Consider the following 24,559-nt stretch of genomic DNA (forward strand, 5'->3'; position numbering starts at 1 on the left):
AAGATCACGTCAAATCCGGAGCAGCGAAAGCGCCTCCACATTGCCTGCCGCCAGCTCGCGCCGAAACGCGCTGGGGGATCGCCCCGCCCATTGCTGAAAGGCACGGCGAAACGCATTGGCATCACTGAAATTCGAAATCTCGGCAATGCGATCGATGGTCAGTTCAGGGCGCCGCAACAGATCGGTGGCGAGGTTGAACTGGCAGCGTCTGCGAATCTCCGAAAAACCGGTTCCTTCCTCTGCCAGCCGGCGGCGGAGGGTCCAGCCCGACACGCCGAAAATCCGCGCCACTTCCTCCGCCGAGGGCAGCTGGCGTTCACACGCGTGAACATTGACCATGATCGCATAGATCTGCTCCGCCAGGGCTTTCTCGCGATTGCGACCCAGCATGAGATCATAAGGAAATGTTTCAAGCAGGCCGCGCATGTCCAGTGCCGAACGCACCACCGGAGCCTCCAGATAGGCAGCATCGAAGGCCATGATATTGTAGGGGCGATCGAAGAGGACAGGGCAACTGAACAACCCCACACCGAAACCCGTTCGCACATTTGCGGGATAGGCGAATTCCACCCGCTCAAGCACCAGCGATCGCCCGATCAGCCACCCGAACAGAAGCTGCAGAACCGCAGTGCCAAACGCATCGATCATGAACGACGCATCGGTTGGCCCATCACGCCTCGGCTCGATGAACAGCGTTACTCCCTCCGGTCCGAACATCGGGCGGAATGTCCCCAGCGCCCCACCGAACATGTCGAAGAAACTGGAAGTCGTAACGATGACTTCGCGCAAGTCCGCACAACCGATAAGGCAACGGCACAGCAGCACAAACTGCTCCTCCGTCATCTGCGGCCCCTGCGAGTGGAGGAGGAATTCCCGCAACCGCGCATTGCATGCGCGATTGGCCGCAATGAAGGAATCCAACCCGATATCCTGCACCCGCCCTTCCTTGAGCGCAGTGAAGCTGTAGCCGACACCCGCATCGCGGAGGAGCTTGTCCGGTTCACCGGAGATCTCTGACACGCAATCCAGCATGGCCACGATCATGCTTGTCGGGCCGTTCCCGCTGCAAACATTGACGACGTGCTTGTGTCGCGACATCCCCTTCTCCCGGACGGAATGCTCCGTTCTTCCTCACCGATCATAAGTCGGTATCGGGTGGCGAAGCAATATTATGCATTCGTCCCACCCGATCCCGCTCAGAAGCGAATACCCATCGTCGCGCCGAACGTGCGCGGATCGGGGAAGAAGGCCAGAGTCATTCCCCCGAAGCTGGGCCCAAAGTCGATGAAGTTGGACGGATCATCCTGTTTGAAGAGATTGCGGACCCACAGCGAGAGTTCGCCCTTCACCCCGCCCAGAGGAAGCTCGGATACGACACCGCGCAGGTTCACAACCGTCCGAGAAGGCGCGCGGGTATTGCCAGCGATCTGCGCCGTGGAAGGCGCCGCCGACAAGGCGTAGGGATAGGTATAGTACCGATCCACATAGCTGACATCGCCGATCACATTGAACTTGCCCCAATCACCTGCGGCCACACACCAGTCAACCGACGCAGACGCCGAATAGCGGGGAGCATGCGGGAACGCCCGATTGCCGGAGACATCCACTCCTGCGTCGAGGAAGCGCTTGTATTTGGCGTCGAGCCACGCGGCCGATCCGCTGATCGTGAGAGTAGAGATCGGTTGCGCGACGAATTCCACTTCCACGCCACGTATTCTTGACGATGCGGCGTTCAGTACGGAGAGCGAGAGCGCGCCGCTGCCGCGAAACACGGATAGCTGGATATCCTTGTGCTCGTCCCAGAATGCAGCGACATTGAGTTGCAGACGTCTGTCCAGCAGTGTGCTCTTGAAACCGACTTCGTAGCTGTCGACCTTTTCCGGACGATAGGGCTGGCACAGTTCGATAGCTCCCGACGGGCAGGCAGCCGTCGGAGCGACCAGTTCGGTGGTCTCCCCATTGAAGCCACCGGATTTGAAACCTCTGGCATAACGTGCGTAGACGTTGACTGAGCGGGTCAGATCGTAACGGATGGCAAAGGACGGGCTCAGGCTGTTGTAAACGGCGTCCGGCACATCGCCATAGCCGATATCCATCAATGTAAGCGCCCCTGGGGTGGCCGGGCCGGAAACGAGCAGGCGACTGACATCCTTGCGTTCGTGGTTGTAACGGAGGCCGCCGCTAAACAGCAGGCCTTCGCTCACTGCGAAATCGAGCTGGGCGTAGAGCGCCTCCGCCCGGGTATGCTGCCCATAGTCCGCCTGAAAACTGGTCGCGCCGGCGAAGAACGACTGCGGCCCCAGCGTTTCGCCCTTGTCGCGGAAGTAGAAGCCGCCCACGACATATTTCAGGCGATCGCCGAACAGGGCTCCCGTCAGCTGGAGTTCCTGACTGAAAGAGCGGTAGTGGGTATCGCGCTGTGTCGCCCCGACCGGGAGCGGCGAGCCGTCGAGATCCAGCGCATCCTCGAAACGCATCTTGCGAAATGCCGTGATCGACTTCAGCGTAGCTCCGCCCAGATCGAGTTCTGCCGTCAGGGAATGGCCGCGCGTGCGCAGTTTCTCATACAACAGATCGGCATCGAGGCTGGCCGTGCTCTGGCGCATGGTCCGGGCATAGAGATCGAGCGGGAAGAACGCACCGGCCGTGGGATAGCTCGGTGAATTGGGATCAAAGATATCCTGCGGCAACCCGTTGCGATTGAAACCATAGAGCTGGGCGAAGTCGGGCCGTTGTTTGTAACGGCTATAATCGAAGGCATAGTCGATCGTCAGCGTGTCGCTGGGACGGATGCGAACCTGCGCCAGCAAGCTGTGGGAATTCAGGTCACTCGTATCGTCGACTGATGACGGGCGCGCCAGAAATGCCTGAGGATACGGATTGTCGACTATGTCGATGAAGCCGTCGCGCTTCTGCACCTGCCCTGAAATCTTGACGGACACGATGCCGAACGCCGGCAGGTCTATAGTGCCCTTGATCCGCCGGAAATCGTAATTGCCGTAGGTCGCTTCGACAGAGCCGCCCAGTTCGCCGGATGGCTTCTTCGTCACGAGATTGATCGCGCCCGCCAGCGTATTGCGCCCGTACAATGTGCCCTGCGGACCACGCAGAACTTCCACACGTTCGAGATCGGCAATATCGAAGATCGAACCCTGCGCCTTGGCAATATAGACGCCATCGACATAGAGGCCCACCGCCGGTTCGAACAGAACCGAAGGGTTGACCGTAACGGAACCGCGCATGGCTATCTGGGATACGGTCTTGTTGGTAGGCGCCCGCTCAATCTTCACATTGGGCGCGATAGTACCCAGCGCATCGATAGAACTGATATCGCGCGCCTTGAGATAATCCGATCCGATAGCGGAAATTGCAATCGGCACATCCTGCAAACGTTCTTCGCGTTTCTGGGCCGTGACAACGATTTCGGAGAGGCCTGGCTCCGTCGCACTCTTGCCGTTCTCCTCCTGGGCGGCAGCCAGCGACGGAGCCCCCCAAACCATACTCAGTGCAGCGCCTGCCACGTAAACAAGATGCTTTCGTTTCGCCATGTGCCCTCTCCAGCGAAGCCATCCGGCCGAACTGACGCCGACGATACAGATGCCTCAAATTTGAAGGCTGAACTTATCGGTACATCCAAAGATGGGGCACGACGCGAATGGTCCAAAAACCGGGCGAAAATTGGCACTCACAATTGCGATGCCGGATTTGCGCTGAAGCCGGGTGGCGCGGCTTGCCGGCAGAAGTCGATCACGTGGTCTTGTCCTGCTTTCCGGAAATATGGAACGCCATCGTCAGACGTCCTCTCCACTGCACGGACCCCCTAAGGTCAAATGGAGACGATCCGCCAACGCATGACAGAGGATAGAACGGAGTGGGCACGGTCAAAATCTCCCGGCACGAAATCGTGGCCAACATGCTTGCAAGTGCCCAGCGCGATGAAACCGGGCACGAGGCCGGGAACGTCCTGTGGCATAGTTGGGGTGAAGGCCCTCCTCTTGTCCTGCTCCACGGGTCGCATGGCGGGTGGATGCACTGGATCCGCAACATTGGCGAACTGTCACAAACCCGCCGCGTGATCGTTCCCGATCTGCCCGGTTTTGGCGAATCCGATCCGCCTGCCGATCTCGACAGCCCGATCGACCATGCCGCTCCTATCGCCGATGGCCTTATCCAGTTGCAATATGGAAACGAGCCAATCGACTTCGCCTGCTTCTCGCTAGGGGCCCTCCTGGGGTGCTTCGTTTCGATACTGCAGCCCGAACTGGTCCGAAGACTGATACTGGTCGATGCGGGCGGCCTCGGAACTCCAGTGCAATCAGCAGACTTTCGCCCTATGCGGGGAACGTCACCCGACGAGCGGCGGGAAGTAAACCGCCATAACCTGGGTGCCATGATGCTGCACGATCCGGCAAGGATCGACGACCTGGCCCTCGACATTTCCATGCTTTACGGACCGCGAGTTCGCACGAAAGTGCAGTATCACGTGATCCCCGATAATCTCCTGTCCGCAGTCCGTCGCGTAACCGCTCCGATCGACCTCATCTGGGGGGAGCACGATTTTCCGCATCCCGGCCCGGAAATGAACGCCGATGCCTTGCGCGCGATCCAGCCCGGATGCCAGCTACACATAGTGGAAGATGCCGGGCACTGGTCAATGTACGAGCAACCGGAACGGTTCAACGCCGCGCTGCTCGACCTGTTGCGCCAGCCGCCCCGGCAGGGCTGAACCCACCTCGCAGTCGCGCGCCGTCTGCGCAGCCGGGTTACGCATTTCCGGAAAACTCCGATCATCAGACGTGCGGGATAACGCACCCGTGCAACACTTTGCCTGGGTGAGAAGGAAGCTGCGGGAGGCATTGCCATGAGCAAGGCACTAAGCTGGACTATCGGAAACGTCGAAGTAATCCGGATCGCGGAAAGCTGCGATCCGTTCCCTCCCGAAATGCTGCTCCATCAGGCGTCGGCCGAAGCGCTCGCGCCGCATCTTCCCTGGTTGCAGCCACACTTCGTGGACAGCGCCGGAAAGATGCTGATTTCAGTTCATGGTCTGGTTGTGAAGAGCCGGAACAGGACGATCATGGTAGACACCTGCATAGGACCCCACGTGGTCGAGGAAAGCGGGCAACTGCCCACCAACGCCTTTTTCGAAAATCTTCTGGCCGCAGGCCTGACTCCCGAAGGAATCGACACCGTACTGTGCACGCACATGCATTTCGATCACGTCGGCTGGAACACCATGATGAAAGATGGGGCGTGGGTCCCGTCCTTCCCCAACGCCCGGTATCTCTTTTCCCGCAAGGAGTGGGAGCATTGGCATGCCGCAAAGGAGAAGGGGTATGCCATGACTCTGAACGAATGCGTCCAGCCGATCGTCGACGGAGGTCTCGCCGACCTGGTGGACATGGACCACATCATCACGGACGAGGTCCGGCTGGTGCCCACCCCCGGCCATACGCCCGGCCATGTCTCTGTAGCCATCGAATCGTGTGGTGAAAGGGCATTCATAACCGGTGACCTCTTCTTCCATCCGATCCAGTGGGCGGAAATCGAATGGGGCTCCGATGCCGATGACGATGCCGAGGCAGCAGAGGCCATGCGGCGCCATGTCAGGGATGTCTATGGAACGCAGGACAATCTCATCATCGGCACCCACTTCGCACCACCAACCGCAGGGCACGTCATGCGCGACGCGGACAACTGGTGGTTCCGCGCGCTTGCCGACGAAGGCTCCAAAGCAAATTGAACCAAGTCACAACGGGTAGAACGACGTGTACGATCTCGTAATTCTGAATGGCTTCGTCATCGACGGAACGGGCGTTTCGCGCAGGCAAGCCGATGTCGCGATCAGGGATGGACGCATTGTCGGCATTGGCCGTTTCGCCCGATCCGAAGCACGGCGGTCCATCGATGCCGAAGGACACGTAGTGGCGCCCGGCATCATTGATGCGCACACGCATTATGATCCGCAACTCACATTCGAGCCCTACGGCACTTCGTCATGCTTTCATGGCGTAACCAGCGTCGTCACCGGCAATTGCGGTTTTGCCATGTCCCCGACCCGGGCCGCCGACCGCAAGTACATGAGTTCCATCTTCACCAGAGTGGAGGAGATTGGCGCGAATGCCATGGCGGCCATTGCCTGGGATTTTGAGACCTTTCCGGAATACCTTGCCGCTCGCACGGGAAAGATCGGCATCAATGCCGCATTCTATATCGGGCATTCGAATATCAGACGCTGGGTGCTGGGCGATGAGAGCAATCAGCGCGCCGCGACCGATGATGAAGTGGCGGAAATGCGCATGATCGTGCGCGATGCGATGGCAGCCGGGGCCGCAGGCCTTTCTTCCTCGCACTCGCCCACCGACCTCGACATGGAGGATCGCCCCGTACCAAGCCGCCTTTCATCACGTCAGGAATTACTGGCTCTTGCAGACGAAGTGGGGCGGGCGAACAAAGGGACGATAGGCTACCTTCCCTTGAGCGCCATGGGCGGTCTTTCGGCCGAGGACGGGGAACTGCTGGTGGAAATGGCACTCGCCAGCCGACGGCCGATTATCATCCAGGGACTGGGTGCGCGCAGCAAGGTCGAAGCTCCAACCGCAACCTGGCCTGAATCGGAAAAATACCTAGAGAGTTGCCGCCAGCGGGGGGCTGCGGTCTATTCGCTGCTGATCTCTCGCCCGTTCAATCGCCCCGTCTGCCTGGCCAGAAATACCAGCATGTACGAAGGTGTCCCCGCATTTCACCGCCTGTTCAAGACAGACAGTCTTGCAGAACGGATGGCAATGCTGCGCGATCCTGCCTACCGCGATGAAATCCGGTACGCCGTCGAAAACCCGAATTCCGATCCGGCCAAGGGTTCCAACACTCCGCCCCCGGCATTCAACCTCATGCTGGTGGGCAAGACCAGGCGTCCGGACAACGCCGTACTTGAGGGTCGGCGCTTGACGGAAATTGCGGAAGAACGCGGTTGCGCTCCGATGGACGTCATGGCGGACCTTGCCCTGTCCGAAGATCTCGAGACAGAATTCATCTGGAACACCGAAACCGACGAGTGGCGGGAGGGCACTTTCCTCGCGTCCCGCCATCCGCAAATGATTATCGGAACATCGGACGGCGGCGCGCACCTTGGCCGCGACGACAATGCCGAATTCACATCCTATTTCTTCAAGTACTGGGTGCGCGAATGGGGCAAATGGAGCTTGGAAGAGGCCATTCGCGAGTTCACGATGTTGCCCGCCAAGATACTCGGTTTCAATGATCGCGGGATCATTGCCGAAGGCTATGCCGCCGATATCATGATTTTCGATCCCGAGACCATCGGCCCCGACATCAAGGTTATCGCCCATGATCTGCCGGGCGGCGATTCACGATGGACGAGCCGCCCCAAAGGCGTGAAGGCAACGATCGTCAACGGTGTACCCATCGTGCTGGACGGCCGGTTGCTGGACGATTGCGGATTACCGGGACACGTGCTGCGGCCCGGGGTGTCGCTATAATCGGCGGAGGCGCCAACGCGCCCAGGCAGGGCGAATGCGGGCTGACAGCAAAATCAGCAGGCCTCGCCGCACTCTCTCAACAAACGCACCGCCTCCTCCTCCACTGCAAGCGCGGCAGGCGAAGGCCTGCGATTGCGGCGGCGGACGATACCGACTTCGATATCGCGGACAGGAAAATCCGCAATTGCGAGTTCCGCCAACCGTCCTTCCCGCAGTTCCTGCGCGACAAAAGCCCTCGACGTGCAGGTATAGGAGTCACTCGACAGAACGACATCTCGCAGCACATGGTGATTTTCACAGGCGAAAACGCCCGAATCCCCTCCCAGGCCTGGCAAGTGAATCACTTGCGCCGCAGCCGGCCAGGGCGCCAGGTCGGCAATGGTGAGGCCATCTCGACCGGCCAGGGGATGACCGCCCCGAACGACTACCGACATCGGTAAGTTGGCTATGCCGCGGACATCGAAATCGATGAGAATGTCCGGCTCTCCCGAGTTTGCCAGCAAGAGTTCGAGTTTGTCTTCGGCCAGGTCCGTCAGCAGCGCGCTGCGCGTCTTGATCGTGGTGCGCAATTTCAATGTCGGGCGCGTGGCGAGCATTCGCTGCCCCAGCAGCGGCAGGATGAGACTGGCCAGGAGCGGTCCCACCCCGATCACGACTTCACCTGCGTCGCCGACCGCGTGGGAAACGAGACTTTCTTCAAGCTCGCGGGTCGAAGCGATAATGGCCTGCGCCCGTTCGACCACCATCCGGCCCGCCGGCGTCGGCACAACGCCGCGCCGGCGTCTTTCGAACAGCCGCACGCCATGCCGGGCTTCGAATGCCGCAATGCTGCGGCTGAGCGCAGGTTGCGTCAGGAAAACCTCTTCAGCAGCACGGGAAAAGCTGCCTGTGCGTGCGACTGCGACGATGTGGTGGAGGCGTGAAAACTCCATAGACATTACCTGCTGTAATAGTTTCGAACAACAATATGCATTAGACGTCAGCAATGCACCAGGTAATGTTCGTTGTCACTAGGTGAGTGAATACAGGGGCCGGAAAAGATTCGGGTGCGAATTTCTCGTGTCTGAAAAAATTCTATCTGAATAAATTTACTCAATAGAATCAATTCACAAGATTAAATTATAACAATCGAATAAGTTTGGGAGAAATTTTCATGAGAACGAGAGTTTATCCGCTCTTCGGCATTGCCATGCTTACTTTGGCCAGCGGCGCTCATGCTCAAACGGATAATGGGCCGGAACAGAATTCCGCCACATCCACCAAGGGGCTTGAGGACATCATCGTCACTGCCCGCCGTACATCTGAATCCATGCAGAACGTGCCTGTCGCCGTTACCGCTCTCTCCGGCGACTTCCTTGATCGCCAGAACATTGTCGACAGCACGTCCCTCACCCAACTTGCCCCCTCGCTGACCGTTCTGCCGACGCCGAACAGTCAGTCCGCCGGGACAGTCTATATCCGCGGGATGGGCAACCACGAGCCTTCGTCGGTATCGGAACAGGGCGTGGGGATCTATCTCGACGGGGTTTATCTTGCCCGCTCGTCTGGTGCGCTATTCGACCTCGTCAGCCTCGAACGCGTCGAGGTGCTGCGCGGACCGCAGGGCACTCTGTTTGGCCGCAACACCATTGGCGGCGCGCTTGTCCTGACATCGAAGAAGCCGGCAGACGAAATGGGCGGCGAAGTCAAACTCGGCTATGGCCGTTACAACGACTGGTTCGTGCGCGGCAAAATCGACACCGGATACATCGGCAATTCCAATATCAAGGCTTCGATCAGCGCCCAGCACAGGCAGAACGACGGGTGGGTCAACAATACCCTGACTGGCGGATCCAAGGATTTCGGCTCGCTCAAGGCCAATTCCGTCTTCGCCTCGGTGGAAGGAGACTTCGGTCCGCTGACGGCGACTTACAATTTCGACTTCGATTACCGCAGCGGCACACCGACTTATTTCCAGATCACGACCGCGACCGATGACGTCATCAATTACTATAGCCAATCGCCCGACTTTGGCGGCGCACCATTCCTGTATGGTCCCGATCGGCTTCAGGATGTCCAGGGCACCGGGTTCGTCGATCAGAACGGCAAGACACGCTTCAATTCCTACTCGCGAATTTCAGGCCACTCGCTGACGCTCAATTATGAAGCAAGCGATGCGCTGACGATCAAGTCGATCACCAGCTACCGCCGTTTCCTCCAGAATACGATTGCCGACCTCAGCGGCAATGGCGAACTGCTGGGCGTAACGCTCGACCCTGTCACATACGATGTGGACGGCATCAATGTCGTAGTGCCGTACAAAGGGAACCTCGCCCCGCAACGCCAGCATCAGTTCAGTCAGGAACTGCAGTTCCTCGGATCGTCCGGCGATCTCAAATACCTGGGCGGCCTCTATTATTTCCACGAGAAGTCGTTTGAATCCAACCGCCAGGCGCTCACTTTCGTACTCGAAGGCGGCGATGCGGGGCTGAACCTCTATCCTCTCCAGGCGTTTGGCGGCACATCGGAATCGAAGGCAGTCTTCGGCCAGGTCAGCTGGACTCCATCCTCTCTCGATCAGAAGCTCGAACTCACATTGGGCGGACGCTACACGGAGGACAAGAAGACCATCCGGCTGACTGGCGATGTCAGTCCCGAACTGCGCGGCAAAGTGAAATTCGACAACTTCTCCTGGCTCGCATCGCTTTCATACAAATTCACGCCGGGGGTCATGGCCTACATGCGGTTCTCTACCGGCTACCGTTCCGGCGGGTTCAATCCTCGCACATCCACGCTCAACCCGTTCGAACCGGAAAAGGCCAAGGTCTATGAAGCAGGCCTCAAGTCCGAATTCCTCGACCGGCGCCTGCGCTTCAACCTGGCCGCCTATATTACCGACTATGACAATCTGCAGGTTCAGCAATTCGCTGCAGGCTCGGGCGGCGCGACATCCCTGACTGTCAATGCAGGCAAAGTGCAGCTGAAGGGGTTCGAAGCGGAAATGACCGTGACTCCGATCCCCGGCCTGATATTCGACGGGTCGGTCGGTTACACCGATACGAAGTACAAACAGTTCCTGTTCCGCGATCCCGCGACGGATACCGTAAGCGATGTCGCAGATCAGGCAAAGCCGGTCTATACTCCCAAATGGACCCTGCATCTGGGCGGCGAATATTCCCAGCCCATCGGCGATGCGACCATGCGAATGCGGGTCGATTATTCACACCGGACGCAAGTCTATTTCAACGCTCTCAATATCACCGCGCCGTTCAATGAAGAGATCAGGTCGCCGGCCGATGATAACGTGAAAGCACGCCTGTCAGTCGAAGGAATCGACCTGGGCGGGTCGAAGCTCGATGTCGGCATCTGGGGAGACAACCTGACCAATCAGAAGAACATCCTTTACGGTATCGACTTCGGATCGCTCGGCTTTGCCGGGGCAACTTTCAAGAAGCCCCGTACCTACGGTATCGACGCCAAGGTGAGCTTCTGACGGCGCATCGCAGGGGTCTTTCCACGTCCTGAGGGGAACCCCTGCCACAAGGGCCGGATCGGGAATTGTCCGGCCCGTTCTAGATGACCGGAAGCCTGACCGATGTCGTTGCAACACGACAGGCGGCCAAACACGTTGGACATTGCTGCCCGACCGCAGCCAAATGAATACCGATTGGGAGATGTCATGCATCCGCGCATTTCGATCAACACGATCAGCACGCTGACGTGGCCGTTGGCCGACGATCTCGCGATGCTGCGCCGCCTTGGAGCAAAGCGGATCGGCTTCCCGCTGATGAAGATCGAAAACGATATTGCCGGCGGCATTGCCGCGATCCGGCAGGCAGGCCTCGAAGTCACTTGCGTGGCCGCCTTGGATGCAACGGCGAGCCTGCTCGGTGAAGGGGAAGCCATGACGGTACTCGCCCCCTCGATCGACGCTACCGCACAGGCGGGCTGTTCGCTGTGTTATTTCACATCGGGGCGGACTCCGCCGCGCATGTCGACCGACGCCGCATGCACAGCACTCACCTCCGTACTTCCGGAAGTCGCGGCCTACGCTGAACGGCAAGGGGTGCGTCTGGCCGTCGAAAACAATTCGATCACCAACCGCAATATCGGCTTCGTTCATACGCTGCCCGATGCGTTCAGGCTATGCGGGGAGGCCGGCATCAGCCTCTGCCTCGAGTTGCAGAACTGCTGGTACGAGCGCGATCTGCCGCGGCTGTTTCGCGAAAACATGCATCACATCGCGCAAGTTCAGGTGAGTGATTTCATGGTCGGTGAGGAACTGAGGCTCAATCGCCGCGCACTGGGCGACGGTACGATGCCGTTGGCCTGGCTGATCACGGAACTGCTCGAGGCGGGATATGCGGGTGTGTTCGATATCGAGATCATCGGGCCCAGCGTCGACGCGGAAGGTCCGGAAATAGCACTTCAGCGCAGCATCGACTGGCTGAACAACCTGCTGATGGAGCGAGGCGCATGACTGTCGAATATCCTTCCGCCAAAGAACTCATGGACCGGGCCAGCGAACAGACCGGTCTGGATGATTTCGGTGAACCGACTTTCCTCGAAGGGCTGGACGTCATGCGCGAAAGCCTTGCGGCCGACGTGCCATATGGCCCTGCCGACCGGGAAAAGGCGATCAACCTGATTGTCCGCCGCCTTGCCAATCGCTTGCAGATCGAAGCCTGGTTTGCCGCACATCCCGGGGCGGAAAACGCGCCGATCGAAAATCCGATTTCCATCGTCGGATTGCCACGCACCGGTACGACGGCACTGGGCAACATGCTTTCGCTCGAACCCCAATTCCGATCCTTGCGCGCGTGGGAGCAGGAACAGCCTTGTCCGCCGCCACGACTGGAGGATGAAGAGCGTGATCCGCGGCGGGTAGCCTATGTGACAATGGTGGAGAACCTCCTGCGCGACGATCCGGAACAGGCGGCAATGCATTTGTGGGACGCAGATGCTTCGGTCGAGGATACCGAAGTGCTCGGCCTCGAATTCCGGTCACAGCAGATGACAATGCCGATCTGGCGCTATCACGACTGGTGGCGGAAAGGGGACATGCGGCCCACCTTCGCCTACCATGCGCGCGTTGCCCGGCTGCTGCAATCCAGCCGCCCGCCCAATCGCTGGCTGTTCAAGGCACCGCACCACAAGTTCCATCTGGACCATATGGTCGACGCCTATCCCGATATCCGGTTCGTCTTCACCCACCGCGACCCGGTGAAGTCGGTGCCGTCCTACGCCAGCTTCGTGGCGTCGCTCTATCCCCCTGAAGTGGTGGCCAAGATAGGCAAGGAGAAAATCGGCCGGGAGATTCATAGCCATCTCCTTACGGGAATGCACCAGGCCATGGCCGCCCGTGAAAAGCTCGGGCCCGATCGCTTCCTCGACGTGCATCATGCCGACTTCGTTGCCCGCCCGATGGAAGAGCTGGAGCGTATCTACGACTGGCTCGGCATGGAGCTGACCAATGCCATGCGGCAGCGGTTTGAAACCTGGCGCGAGGAAAACCACTCGGGCGCACACGGCGCCCATCGTTACACCGCCGAGGAATACGGCATGTCGCCCGAGCAACTGCGCGAAGATTTCGATTTCTATATCCGCGCCCTCGACATTCCTTCCCGCCGATTAGGAGCACATGCATGATTGAAGGACGCAAGATCCTGATTACCGGGCCTGCCGGGCAGATTGCCTTCCCAATGGCTCGCGAACTGGCAAAGCACAACGAGGTATGGGGTATTGCCCGCTTCAGCGATCCCGCCAGCCGGCAGGAAGTGGAAGCCGCGGGAATCCGGACACTGGCGATCGACATCGCTGATCCCGATTTCTCCGAATTGCCCAAGGATTTCACGCATCTCCTGCATCTTGCCGCCGTCGTCCAGGGCGACGATTATGAAGCAGCGATGCGGATCAACGCGGAAGGCACGGGGCTGCTGCTGTCGCACTGCCGCAATGTCGAGGCAGCGCTCGTGATGTCGACGGTTTCGGTTTATAAACCGCACCCCGATCCCTGGCATCTGTTTCACGAAGACGATCCACTGGGCGATATCATGCTGCCCATGGCGCCAGCCTATTCGATCGGGAAAATCGGCGAAGAAGCCGTAGCCCGCTTCTGCGCCCGTGAGTTCAATATTCCCATCACCATTGCGCGCATGGGGGCATCCTATGGCCCCCGTGGCGGCCTTCCGGTGTTCGTTATGCAGGCCTTGGCCACAGGGAAGCCCGTGACGACACGCTGGGATCCGTGCCCCTACAGCCCGATCCACGACGATGACATGCTGGCGCACGTCGGCCCTCTGCTGGAAGCAGCAAGCGTTCCGGCCACGATCGTCAACTGGGCGGGCGACGAAGCCGTCAGCATACAGCAGATCGTGGAATACGGCGCAGAACTGCTAGGGCTCGAACCTCGTATAGAAGTGGTCGAAGTACCCGGTGCTTCGATCGGTTCTGCCGTTGACGCGACCAGACGATTGGCGATCACCGGCCCATGCAAGGTCCAGTGGAAAGAGGGAATATATCGCACCCTCAAGGAGCTCTACCCCGATCGCATAAAGCCTGAACATGGCAGGCAGGAAGAGGAAACCCAACATGACTGACAGCAAACTGCGCATGCCCGAATGGGATGCGATGCTAAAGAATATCGCGCCTGTCGGCGACCAGCTTGTGAACCGCTGGGGCCGCGAGAATCCTGACGCCGACGACCGGCGGGAATTGTTCCTTCTCGCCCTTTCGGCGGTTGCCAACGGCTATCTCGATCACGTTTCGTTCGATCCGCGCAAGCCGACCTGGACGCCATGCTGGAATATCGCGATGAACATGGGCGGGCCGTGCCCCGACTACACTTACAACTCGACCGAAGTCGACCCGAAGGGCACATATCGCCTTTCCGGATTCCGCGGGACCAATCGCTTCGTCGAAGTCGGACAGCAAAGCTATGAACTGCTCGGTCACGAAGGCCCGACTTCGCATCCCCCCGTTCAGAATGCGCTCGACGAACTGACACTGGGAAAAGACGGCTGGTTCAGCGTGATCTTGAGTGCGGAGCGCCCTGCCGGTTACGATGGCGACTGGTGGAAGCTGGAGCCATGGACTGCCCGCCTTTTGATGCGCCAATGTTCAGTCGACTGGATCAACGAAGTCGATGCCCGGATGGCGATCGAACGGCTTGACGACGGCCCCGAAACATCGGCTGCCGAAAAGGACCGCCGGATCGGCAATCTCGGCCCATGGGCCGAGGGGATGGTACGCTTCGACATCGACCTCGCCCGCTGGTATCGGGAAAACCACGGCGTCAACGTGCTTACACGTTCGAAAAAGATCGAAAGCATCGGGGGCATGCCCAACCAGGTCTATTATGACGGGGCCTACGAAATCGAAGATGACGAAGCTCTGGTGATCGAAACGGCCCTGCCGCAGTCGTGCCTTTATTGGTCCCTGCTGGTGGCCGACGACCGGTTCAGCACGATCGACTGGGCCAATCGGCAAACCAGCCTTAACGAATCCCAGGCCCGCATCGATTCCGACGGCAAGCTACGCGTCGTGATCTCGAAGCAGGATCCGGGCGTGCAAAACTGGATGGACAAGGCGGACAATCCCTGGGGCATCATACAGATGCGGTGGAAAGTCCCCAGCGATGCACCCGACGCGACGGTGACACGGTGCAAGGTCGCCGACGTGCGGCAGCATCTGCCCGCGGACACGCCCATCTACACCGCTGAAGAACGGGCCGAAGCGATCCACAAACGCCGTGTCGGTTATCAATTGCGCAAACACTGGTAAGCCACCGTCAGTGGCGGATAGCGCACTGGCTGGCACATGATGGCAGGGCCACTCTCCAGAGAGTGGCCCTGTGTCTTTCAGTAGACAAATACCCCGCGAGCGAGCTTTCCTGACTGCAGATCGTCGAAGGCTTGCGCGAAATCGTCGAGCGCATAACGCTGACTGACCAGCTCATCGAGCTTGAGAATGCCGTTCTCGTACATCGAGAGGTACGTGTTGATATCACGGTTCGGCTGCGAAGTGCCGTAACGGACCCCCATGATTCCGCGATCAATGATCAACAGGGGCTGGATCGGTATTTGCAGCTCCGCGCCCGGCTTCGCATTGCCGATGACGACGCAGGTCCCGCCCCAGGCCAGTGCCTCGACCGCACCGCGCAGGGATTGACTGTTCCCCGTGCATTCGAACACCCAGTCGACACCACTGGCGGCGGCGTTCTTCGGGTCGGCGAACATTTCCTTCAACCGGCTGGTGGTATCCTCTCTGGAAGCATCGATAAAATCCGTTGCGCCGAAATCGCGCGCCATTTCCTCCCGGCTTGCCAGGAGATCGACAGCCACGATGCGGGATGCACCGGCTACGCGAAGCCCCTGGACCACATTCAGACCGATCCCGCCAACGCCGATTACCGCTGCCGCCTCACCCGGCTCCACCTGAGCGCGGTGGAGAACGGCCCCCATACCGGTCATGACACCACAACCGATGACACAGGCAAGATCGAGAGGAATCGATGGATCAATCTTCACTACCTGCTGGCGTTTGACCACAGTCAGTTCGGCGAATGTCGAAGTGGCCGCGAAGTTCGAAACCGCCATGTCACCGAGACGGAACGGTTCGCTGCGATTGCCCAGTGTCGAGCGGCAACGGGTCGGCTTGCCGGCAACGCATTGCGAACAGTAGCCGCAATGGGTCAGAGTGTGCAGCGCGACATGGTCGCCCGGCTTGACGTGCGTAACCTCGGACCCGACACATTCGACGATGCCGGCGCCTTCGTGGCCGAGCACTGCCGGTGCCGGCCATTCGATCGTACCATCCAGCACTGCAATATCGCTGCGACAGATTCCACTGGCGGCGATACGCACCAGCACTTCGTCGGGCGCAGGGTCACGCACTGTCAGTTCTTCGGTATAGCTGACCTTATTCGGCCCTTCGTAAATCAATGCTCGCACCGTATTTTCTCCCAGGTCGCAGAGCATCCTCCCGCCCCGTCAGGACGAGGGAAGCTCTGTCGTTGATAATGCTGGCTCGCGCACCGTTCAGGTCAGCTGGAGGTCATCCCATTCGACTTCCGTGCACATGCGATGGAAATCGTGGCTCAACCACGGAGCGTTGACCTGGATGCGTCCATGTTCGGCATTGACGAAGTAATTCTTGTCCATGCCGCCTTCCTTGGTCATCTGGACCAGCTTGGCGCTCTCCGCATCCAGCCTGGCGTTATATCGTTCGAAGGCCTCGGGCTTCACATCGACGCGCGATTTGCCCTGCCGCAACATCTCCATCACGCATCGCGCGGCATAAGACGCCCAAACGACATACCACGAGGGCATCGGAGTTCCCCCGGTCACAAGCTGTGCATTGGGTCCATGGAGCATGAACATGTTGGGAAAACCCGGCATCATCATGCCCAGATACGCCCGGGGCCCATCGCGCGATTCCCAAGTCTCGTGCAGGTCCTGACCTTCATGGCCGACATATTTCGTGGGCCACAGGTATTTGACGACTTCGAAACCAGTGGCTGCAACGATAACGTCGACCTCAAGCTCCTCGCCATTTTCCGCGACGAACCCGTTCTCGGTTAACCGGGTGATACCACAGGCGACCAGTTCGACATTGTCGCGGGTCAGAGCCTGGTACCAGCCGTTGTCGACCACCGGCCTGCGCGAGAACGGCGCGTAATCGGGCGTAACCTTTTCGATCAGATCCTTGCGCCCACCGGTCTGTTCATGAATGTAGCCGGTCAGAAACTTGCGCAGTTCGTCATTGCGGGGATTCACGTGCCCGCCCTGAGCCTGCCATTCCGGATCTGTAATCTGGAGTTCGTGAATGTCGAACAGCGCCGCTGTCGCCATGTATCGCCACCAGTTTCGATAACCGGGAAAATGCGCAATCACCCATGCTAGTTCGGGAGTGATCGGCTGGCCGTATCCTTCCCTCGGGCTGATCCATTGCGGAGTGCGCTGGACCACGTAAACCTGTTCGGCCACCTCGGCGATATTCTTCAGGATTTGCACCCCGGTCGAACCGTTTCCAACGATCGCAACGCGTTTACCGCGCAGCTCGACATCCTCGTCCGGCCATCGCGCAGTGTGCACGATACGCCCCCTGAACGCCTCCATCCCTTCGAATGAAGGCAGCTTGGCGTTTGCGAACAACCCGACCGCAGTGATCACCACATTGGCTTCCACTATTCCTGGGCCGTCCGAAGTATCCATTTCCAGTACCCAGACATCGCGTGCCTCGTCGAAAGTGGCGTTATTCACTTCACAGCCGAAGCGGGTGTTGCTCTCGATGCCGTACCGTTCCGTAATATGCTGCAAGTAAGAACGAACGCTGGCCCCCTTGCAGAAATGTTCGTCCCAATCGTAGCTGTCTTCGAAACTGTATTCGTAACTGATCGAAGGTGTATCGACCCGCACACCTGGATAGCGGTTGATCTGCCATGTGCCGCCGGGACGCTGCTGCCGTTCAAGGACGACATAGGGAATGCCCAGCAGACGGCACTGCATCGCTGCGGCAATCCCTGCGACCCCACTGCCGATGATGGCGACGGAAAACCCCTCGGGAATTGTCACCTTTTCCCCTTCCCAATCGACGGCGAACGGGAACGGGCGAAAACCGGGAACGTCCCGGCGCGCAGTAAATTCGAGATCGCTCATGGGCTGCCCGGTAGCCATTTCCATCAGGCGGCGGAGTTCCGGCAACTCGGGTTCGGGCATAGCCGTGCGTGTCCCGTTCTCCTGCAGCCAGGCCACGACCCTGGCGATCAGGAGGTCGCGTTGCTGCGGCGCAAGCTGCGCAGCGACCGGCAGCGCCGCAATCTCATTGTCGTGGGTCTGTTGGTAGAGCGCCACCCGCACAGCATCCAGGTTCGCTTGCTCCAGCCCACGGCGGATAAATCCGGCATCCACTTGTGCGTCGAGTTCGGCCACGCTCATCCAATCCCACTCCTCAATTCTGTTGTTCCAGAGCCGGGGTCGCCGGCTTCTCATCAATCCCGGAAATGTGGCGCACAGCCTCGGTCCGAACACCGCGTTGAGCGTCGGCCATGGCAATCGACGCCACTTTTCACCGTTGTCCGTTCCCGATTATCGCAACCCTGCGACAGCTCGTATCGACGAAGCCCGCAATGAGGCGGCCTCCCGTCGCCCTCCGGGAACCAAGCCAATATGATCCGGCGTTGACCTGCCGTCCAATGCATATTGTGACTGAACAAGATGCAGGTGAGTAATAATAAAACGCATCCATCGCCACATATGGCAAGCGGCAGGAATCAACGGCTACTCCGACCGGAAAGCGCGAAAGCAACTATGTAATCGCCCGGTGGTGTATCCAGCATGGGATGCCCCCCAGCCGCCACAACGACGATCTGTCGCCCACTTTTGGGGGCGCTGTAAGTCATAGGTGTCGCATTGGCGGAAGCCGGCAGACGAGCGGACCAGAGCATCTTGCCTGTCGCCCCGTCGAACGCGCGAAAGCGATTGTCGCCCGATGCTCCCATGAAAACCAGGCCACTGCCGGTTGCAAGGCTGCCACCCAGCACCGGCACACCCATCTCGAGCGGGAACGGAACCCGCACACCGGCCACGCGACTCTCCGATGCCAGCCCGACACGGCGGGTCCAGAGAAGTTTGCGATTGGTGAGATCAATCGCTGAGAGCCGCCCATATGGCGGTGCATTACAGGGAATGCCCAATATCGGCGAAACGAAGGGGGCAACCGTGGATGCAAATGGCGTTCCTGACTGCGCAACCACGCCACCGATAAAGCCCCCGGGCTTTATCGGTGCGATCCCATCCGCATCGGCTTCGCTACGCGGCACCAGCCGATTGCGGAGAAGCAATCGATTCCAGGGAACATAAGCAATGCCGCGCTGCGGATCGATAGTTGCCCCGCCCCAATTCACACCGCCCAGCGCGCTGGGCATCTGTAGATAGAAGCGGTCGGATGGCGGGGTCATCGGCCCATCCCAAATCGCCTGACGAAAGCGTATCCGACACCACAACGCGTCGTAAGGTGTCAGGCCCCACATATCGCTTTCCGATACCGGAAGGCCATCGAGAGCGGGCATACCGACCGAAAAGGGTTGCGTGGGTGACAAGCGTTCACCCGGCACGCCGCCCTGCGGCACGGGTTTTTCAACCACTTTCGCCAGCGGCTTGCCCGTCTGCCGATCGAGGAGGAACATCTGTCCCCGCTTGGTCGGCTGGAAAAGTGCCCGCACACGCTTTCCATCCACTTTCAGATCCACCAGCCCCGGCTGGGACGCCACATCGAAATCCCACAAGTCGTGATGCACCGTCTGAAACACCCAGCGGACCTTGCCGGTGGCAGCGTCGAGCGCGACAACGGCACTTCCGTATCGATCGTCGAGAGCGGTGCGATGTCCTCCCCAGTAATCCGGTGTCGCGACCCCGGTCGGCACAAAGACAAGCCCGAGTTCTTCATCCGCACTCATCGGTGCCCAGCTGTTCGGAGTTCCGCGCACGAAGTGCCTGCCATTGGCGGGAAAGCTGTGGTCGTCCGGATTGCCGGGATCGAATGCCCAGGATGCGGCACCGCTGACGGCATCGTAGGCCCTGATGGCGCCCCCAGGCTCACCGACGAATTGTCCGTCCGCGACCCGGCTGTTGACCACCACTTTGCCGCCAATCACGACGGGAGGGGAACTGGTCGATACGTAGGACGGGATAACATCGCCCAGACCTTTGGTCAGATCGACCTCTCCTCCGTCCCCGAATGCAGGACATAAGGTCCCGGTCCGGGCATCCACTGCCACGAGACGCGAGTCGACCGTTGCCTCGAAAATACGTTCAGCGCATTGCGCCCCCGGCTTTGCATCGGGTTGCCTGAAATAGGTAACCCCACGGCATGCGGAAGAAGGCTCGACCACGGCAAGATCCACCTTGGGATCGAACACCCAGCGTTCAGCCCCGCTTTCCGCATCGAGCGCGATAATCTTGCTGCGACCGGAACAAAGGTACAGACTGTCACCGATCTTTATCGGCGTCACTTCCAGCCTGCGCAACGGACCTTGCCCGGGCGGATAATCACCGGTGCGATAGGTCCAGGCAACTTTCAGCCCCGATACGTTGTCACGATCGATCCGCGACAGCGGCGAATAACGCGTGCCCCCCGGATCATTGCCATAATTTATCCAGTCGCCCCCGTTGTCGTATCCGCTGTTCACCAGTATCGGGCTCGCCCGGGTGCCAGCCGCCGTGGCAAAGGGATCCCCGGCAAACCATCCGGCCACTGCAGTCGCACCGATCAGCACGAGCGTGCAGGCCATGGCCCAACGCACACCTTGCGGAGCTTGCGGGCCGTGGACCAACCCCTTGCGAACGGGCTTCAGAAGATACCCTGCCCCAAGCAAAAGCGGAAAACCCAACCGCGACAGCAAGATCCAGAAATCGAAAGCCCCGTCGGCCAGCGCCCAGACCCACGTGCAGAACAGCAAGGTCGCGTAACCGACCGCGCTCCACCCCGATCCCCGCCATGCCAGTATTCCCGAGACCAAGACGGCAAGGCCGCACAGGAAGTAATATGCGCTACCGCCTAGCGAGAGCAGCCAGAGGCCCCCTGCCATGATCGGCAGCCCTGCCAGAAGCAGGATCGCGGCGTAAATCCTGTGCCACCGGCCTAGGCGAACCACGCCCTCCTGGTCCCTTGCCATCACAGGCTTGCCTCAGTCGCGCATGCACATGAGCTCGATACGGGCGCCATCGGGATCGAGGCAGTGGAGGAAAGTGCCCTGTTCGCTTTCCAGCAGCGTTTCCCTGATGAGTTGTCCGCCATATGCTTCTATCTTCTTCGCCACCGGTTCGATCGCATCGACCAGCAAACCGATATTGACGATCCCGACACGATAGACCGGCCGCTGCCCCGCAGGAACTTCGGGTTCGGGATACTGCAGCAAGGCAATGTGAAGATCGTCCAGTGTCACAAACTGGCAGACGAGAGGCAGGGGTGGAAAATCGTCATTGTCCGCCTTGAAATCCGCCCCCAGCTCGTGGCGCGCACCCACCTGGAAATCCAGCGCACTGGTATAGAACTCAAGCGAACGATCCGCGTCGGTAACGCTCAAACCCACATGCGAAAAACCGGTGACACCCATTTCGAAACTCCCACTTCGTCAGTTGTTGTTTTTCAGCCGGACTGGCCCACTCCGCCTAGACCGTCGCAATGGGCGTGAGCGGCGATCCGACACTGCCCGGCAGGCGCAGAGGGGGGGCCGTCAAAAGAAACACGTGCCGCCGCCTTTCGAGCAGCCATGCAGCCAATTGCTCCAGATACCAGAGCTCCCCCAGGAAAATGCCCTGGCGAAACAGGCACAGATCGTGGATCGGCAGCCGGATCGGCGGGGGCTCCGGCGACAGGATCAGATCAAGCGCTTCGATGGCCACATTGTCCGAACAGATCGCGACAATCCCACTATCGATAATCCACTGATGCAGGGCTTCATCCTTGCCATCGAGCGCACAGCACATGGTGTGGATTGGCGCGCTGTCTCCTCGCGCCTCTCTTTCCAGCAGCAGCTTGTCGAAACCGGTGTATAGAACCAGAAAGTCGCCGGGCAGCACTTCCACGCCCTGTTCATCCATCACTCGCAGCAAATCGTCCCGCGTGACCGCCCGGCCTTCGTTGCCGAAAGCCGCCTCGAGATTCACCATGACCCCGCGGCCCTGCACCCCGGCCATGGCAAGCGTTTCGATACCGAGGGCATGTGCATGCGTTTCATGCGTAGCGCCTAGCGGGCCCGCCACATCCTCGTTCGCGCGAAAACCGTTATAATAAACCAGTTCTGCAACACCGTCGCCGTCTGCATCGAACGCCCGGCCACGGTGAGCGAGCGAATCCCACTGGGTCGAATGCTGCGTATGCAACGTCACCCGATCATCGCAGGTCAGTTCCTCGCCTCCCTCATCGACGCGGTTGAAAACGCTGCCCTGTTCGTCTTGCGCGGCATAGAGCGAAGGCGGTTGCCGGGATGGCGAGAGGGGAATAGTCGGCAAATTGAGCGGCAGGCTCAGCGTAAAGGTGATGCCCTCTCGCGCTTCAGCCAGCGCAACGCGCCGCCTTTCAGGCGTCAACAGATTCATTCGGCCGAGCTGGTCGTCCTCACCGAAATCACCCCAGTTCGATCCTTCGGGTCTGTTCACCCAGCGTGGCATGATGACTTTCCTACTCTTTCCGGTGCTGAACGGTTGTCGGCATGTGTTTGTCGTAACGCCTTCGCGGCGGCTGGATCGGGCATGCGTTGTGCGACCGTTAGGCCAGCCTGGCATTCAGGGTGCGCCGCCTGCCCATCCCGATCGCCAGCAAAAACAGCGCGCCCACTGCCGCATAGATCAGGCCGAAAACTGTTGTCGCAAAGGCTACCCCATCAGCAGCCACCAGCGGATAAACGACGATTGGATTCAGGAACTGCCCCAGGAACAGGGTGGAAATCGCAGTGCCCGCCGCACGATCGTGCAGACGCTCGGGAATCTCATGCAAGGCGCGCGAGATGATCGTCGGCTCAAGCGAACCGGCGCCGAAGCCGAGAACCACGGTTCCAATAAAAAAGGGCAGAAGACCGTTGGATTTCGCACAAATGAGCAGGCCTGCCGCGAATGCCATGGATATGAGAACGAACATTCCCTTCACATCCAGAAATCTCCGTATGGTTCCGTAAAGCAGCGCAACGCACATGGCCGAAACGGATGTCGTGGCAACGAGCAGGCCAATCATCGACGCGTTGGATATGCCCTTGGCTGCCGCAATGAAGGGAACCTGGATGACTGACATATAGACGCCGATCGCAAAGCCGATCTGGAGCAGCCACAGAGGCCAGAGACGGAGAATTGGCATCCACCCGAGAGGGGCATCGTCCGTCTTGGGAACAGTGCCCTTGTACATGGAGAAAAATGCAAAGGGGATGATCACAATGCCGAGCAGATAGAGGGCGAAGACGCTTCGCCATCCCAGCGCATCGACCATTACCCCTGAAATATTGAGCAGAACGAGCGCTGCGAACGCCCCGGCCCCGCCGCAAAAGCCGAGAATCCTGTTGCGTGCGTCCCCGATGAAATGCTCACCGACGACGGCATAGCTGGTGGCCAGCATTGCCCCCGATGCGACCCCGGTCAAAGCTCGGCTTGCAATCAGCAGATTCAGATCTGTCAGGACCAGTCCGGCACAACCGGCGACCAGAAAAATGACTGCTCCGGCCAGTATGACCAGACGACGGCCAAGCCACTCGCTCACATATCCGGCAAATGCAGCACCCACGATCATGCCAATCGCGGAAATCGTCTGGATCATTTGCGCGACAAAGGATCCATCGGCCCCTCCGCCCAACTCATTCGCAATTGCGGGCAAAGCCGGTGATAACGGAGCAGTTGCGGTTGCATTCAATACGCCTGCCCAAAGGCATACGAATGCGATACCGGGGCGACCTGCAATAGTCGTATTCGGCATGGTCCGTTGCGCAGACTGGGGACCGCTTCCAATATTCACGCAACACTCTCCCCGGTTCAGGATCTATAGTCCTGGCAGCGGGAGATATAGTAACGGGCACACACCCGTCGTCTAATGCATATCTATGCCTGTAAATATGACGTGTAGTAATGGAGAGGCGATACGACTCTAAAGCGGATATGCCGCGATAGCGGCAAGCTGCTGACGACCAGCGCGTAGAGGAAGCCAGGAAAACCCCACCCCAATCTGAATATTTGAACAAGGGCCAGGTTCTGGCGGTGCTGTCAGTCGGATGACAACTTGTCTCCGTTTGACAAATGTTGGTCTTTGAGAGCGCGTACTCAAGCCATCAGCTTTTGCCACTCAGCGAAGGCAGCTGAGCGGCGGGCATTGTATGTCTGTCGACGAGATGACCTTCTACAACCACCAGCGCCCTCACTCGGCCCTCGGGGCAAGCCACCGGCGCTGGTCTACTGGCAGAGAAATGATATCAACCAACCCGATCAGCAGGTGCAACGAGTAGCTTAAATTACGCCAGATCCTGCCCAAAAGACGGGGAGTAGCTCAATGGCCACACCCTAACGAGGTCACATCTCCCATCAGGCTCTTTTGCTCTGACA

Annotated in this window: 17 protein-coding genes; 8 read left to right on the top strand and 9 right to left on the bottom strand. The window is 59.4% G+C overall.

All coding sequences use genetic code 11. The features are described 5' to 3' along the window. Window positions 1-9: 9 nt before the first annotated feature. Window positions 10-1,098 carry a helix-turn-helix transcriptional regulator gene (locus MB02_RS10510; RefSeq protein WP_067536800.1) on the bottom strand — a complete coding sequence of 363 codons (1,089 nt, stop codon included), beginning with the start codon at window positions 1,096-1,098 and terminating at the stop codon, window positions 10-12. A 98-nt stretch (window positions 1,099-1,196) separates the two neighbouring features. Further along, entirely contained in the window at window positions 1,197-3,548 is a 2,352-nt protein-coding gene (locus tag MB02_RS10515; RefSeq protein WP_082826112.1) for a TonB-dependent receptor, read from the bottom strand. Window positions 3,549-3,871: 323 nt separating this feature from the next. Here MB02_RS10515 and MB02_RS10520 point away from each other — a divergent pair, with 323 nt between their 5' ends. The 3 genes from MB02_RS10520 to MB02_RS10530 all read left to right on the top strand — a co-directional run bounded on the left by MB02_RS10520 (window position 3,872) and on the right by MB02_RS10530 (window position 7,499). Further along, entirely contained in the window at window positions 3,872-4,726 is an 855-nt protein-coding gene (locus MB02_RS10520) for an alpha/beta fold hydrolase (protein ID WP_067536804.1), read from the top strand. A gap of 135 nt (window positions 4,727-4,861) precedes the next feature. Next, window positions 4,862-5,743, top strand: a complete 882-nt coding sequence (locus MB02_RS10525) for an MBL fold metallo-hydrolase (protein ID WP_067536807.1) — start codon at window positions 4,862-4,864, stop codon at window positions 5,741-5,743. 25 nt (window positions 5,744-5,768) lie between these two features. Beyond that, complete coding sequence (locus MB02_RS10530) at window positions 5,769-7,499, top strand: N-acyl-D-amino-acid deacylase family protein (RefSeq protein WP_067536811.1); 1,731 nt, start codon at window positions 5,769-5,771, stop codon at window positions 7,497-7,499. A gap of 53 nt (window positions 7,500-7,552) precedes the next feature. Here MB02_RS10530 and MB02_RS10535 read toward each other — a convergent pair whose 3' ends face one another. Further along, window positions 7,553-8,431 (bottom strand): LysR family transcriptional regulator, encoded by an 879-nt coding sequence (locus MB02_RS10535; RefSeq protein WP_067536814.1) that lies wholly within the window; start codon window positions 8,429-8,431, stop codon window positions 7,553-7,555. Window positions 8,432-8,652: 221 nt separating this feature from the next. Between MB02_RS10535 and MB02_RS10540 the strand changes: the two genes are divergently transcribed. The 5 genes from MB02_RS10540 (at window position 8,653) to MB02_RS10560 (ending at window position 15,260) form a co-directional block, all read left to right on the top strand. After that, entirely contained in the window at window positions 8,653-10,971 is a 2,319-nt protein-coding gene (locus tag MB02_RS10540; RefSeq protein WP_067536816.1) for a TonB-dependent receptor, read from the top strand. A 186-nt stretch (window positions 10,972-11,157) separates the two neighbouring features. After that, complete coding sequence (locus MB02_RS10545; RefSeq protein WP_067536819.1) at window positions 11,158-11,958, top strand: sugar phosphate isomerase/epimerase family protein; 801 nt, start codon at window positions 11,158-11,160, stop codon at window positions 11,956-11,958. After that, complete coding sequence (locus tag MB02_RS10550; RefSeq protein ID WP_067536822.1) at window positions 11,955-13,127, top strand: sulfotransferase family protein; 1,173 nt, start codon at window positions 11,955-11,957, stop codon at window positions 13,125-13,127. The genes MB02_RS10545 and MB02_RS10550 overlap by 4 nt, the downstream gene beginning before the upstream one ends. Continuing rightward, window positions 13,124-14,077: an NAD-dependent epimerase/dehydratase family protein gene (locus MB02_RS10555; protein WP_082826115.1), complete on the top strand. Its 954-nt coding sequence runs from the start codon at window positions 13,124-13,126 to the stop codon at window positions 14,075-14,077. Before MB02_RS10550 ends, MB02_RS10555 begins: the two co-directional genes overlap by 4 nt. Next, window positions 14,070-15,260 (top strand): DUF1214 domain-containing protein, encoded by a 1,191-nt coding sequence (locus tag MB02_RS10560; RefSeq protein ID WP_082826116.1) that lies wholly within the window; start codon window positions 14,070-14,072, stop codon window positions 15,258-15,260. Before MB02_RS10555 ends, MB02_RS10560 begins: the two co-directional genes overlap by 8 nt. A gap of 77 nt (window positions 15,261-15,337) precedes the next feature. Here MB02_RS10560 and MB02_RS10565 read toward each other — a convergent pair whose 3' ends face one another. From MB02_RS10565 to MB02_RS10590, 6 genes are all read right to left on the bottom strand, one after another. After that, window positions 15,338-16,429 (bottom strand): Zn-dependent alcohol dehydrogenase, encoded by a 1,092-nt coding sequence (locus MB02_RS10565; RefSeq protein ID WP_067537337.1) that lies wholly within the window; start codon window positions 16,427-16,429, stop codon window positions 15,338-15,340. 87 nt (window positions 16,430-16,516) lie between these two features. Beyond that, complete coding sequence (locus tag MB02_RS10570) at window positions 16,517-18,415, bottom strand: flavin-containing monooxygenase (RefSeq protein ID WP_067536826.1); 1,899 nt, start codon at window positions 18,413-18,415, stop codon at window positions 16,517-16,519. Window positions 18,416-18,750: 335 nt separating this feature from the next. Next, a complete protein-coding gene (locus MB02_RS10575) occupies window positions 18,751-21,153 on the bottom strand; it encodes a membrane-bound PQQ-dependent dehydrogenase, glucose/quinate/shikimate family (RefSeq protein WP_067536828.1) in 2,403 nt (800 codons plus the stop codon). Window positions 21,154-21,165: 12 nt separating this feature from the next. Continuing rightward, on the bottom strand, window positions 21,166-21,594 hold the full coding sequence (locus MB02_RS10580) for a VOC family protein (RefSeq protein ID WP_067536831.1): 429 nt from the start codon (window positions 21,592-21,594) through the stop codon (window positions 21,166-21,168). A gap of 55 nt (window positions 21,595-21,649) precedes the next feature. After that, on the bottom strand, window positions 21,650-22,651 hold the full coding sequence (locus tag MB02_RS10585; protein ID WP_067536834.1) for a cyclase family protein: 1,002 nt from the start codon (window positions 22,649-22,651) through the stop codon (window positions 21,650-21,652). A gap of 97 nt (window positions 22,652-22,748) precedes the next feature. After that, on the bottom strand, window positions 22,749-23,978 hold the full coding sequence (locus tag MB02_RS10590; RefSeq protein ID WP_170304701.1) for an MFS transporter: 1,230 nt from the start codon (window positions 23,976-23,978) through the stop codon (window positions 22,749-22,751). Between the last annotated feature and the right edge of the window lie 581 nt (window positions 23,979-24,559).

Origin of the sequence: Croceicoccus estronivorus (assembly GCF_001625325.1) — a bacterium.
Classification (GTDB): domain Bacteria; phylum Pseudomonadota; class Alphaproteobacteria; order Sphingomonadales; family Sphingomonadaceae; genus Caenibius; species Caenibius estronivorus.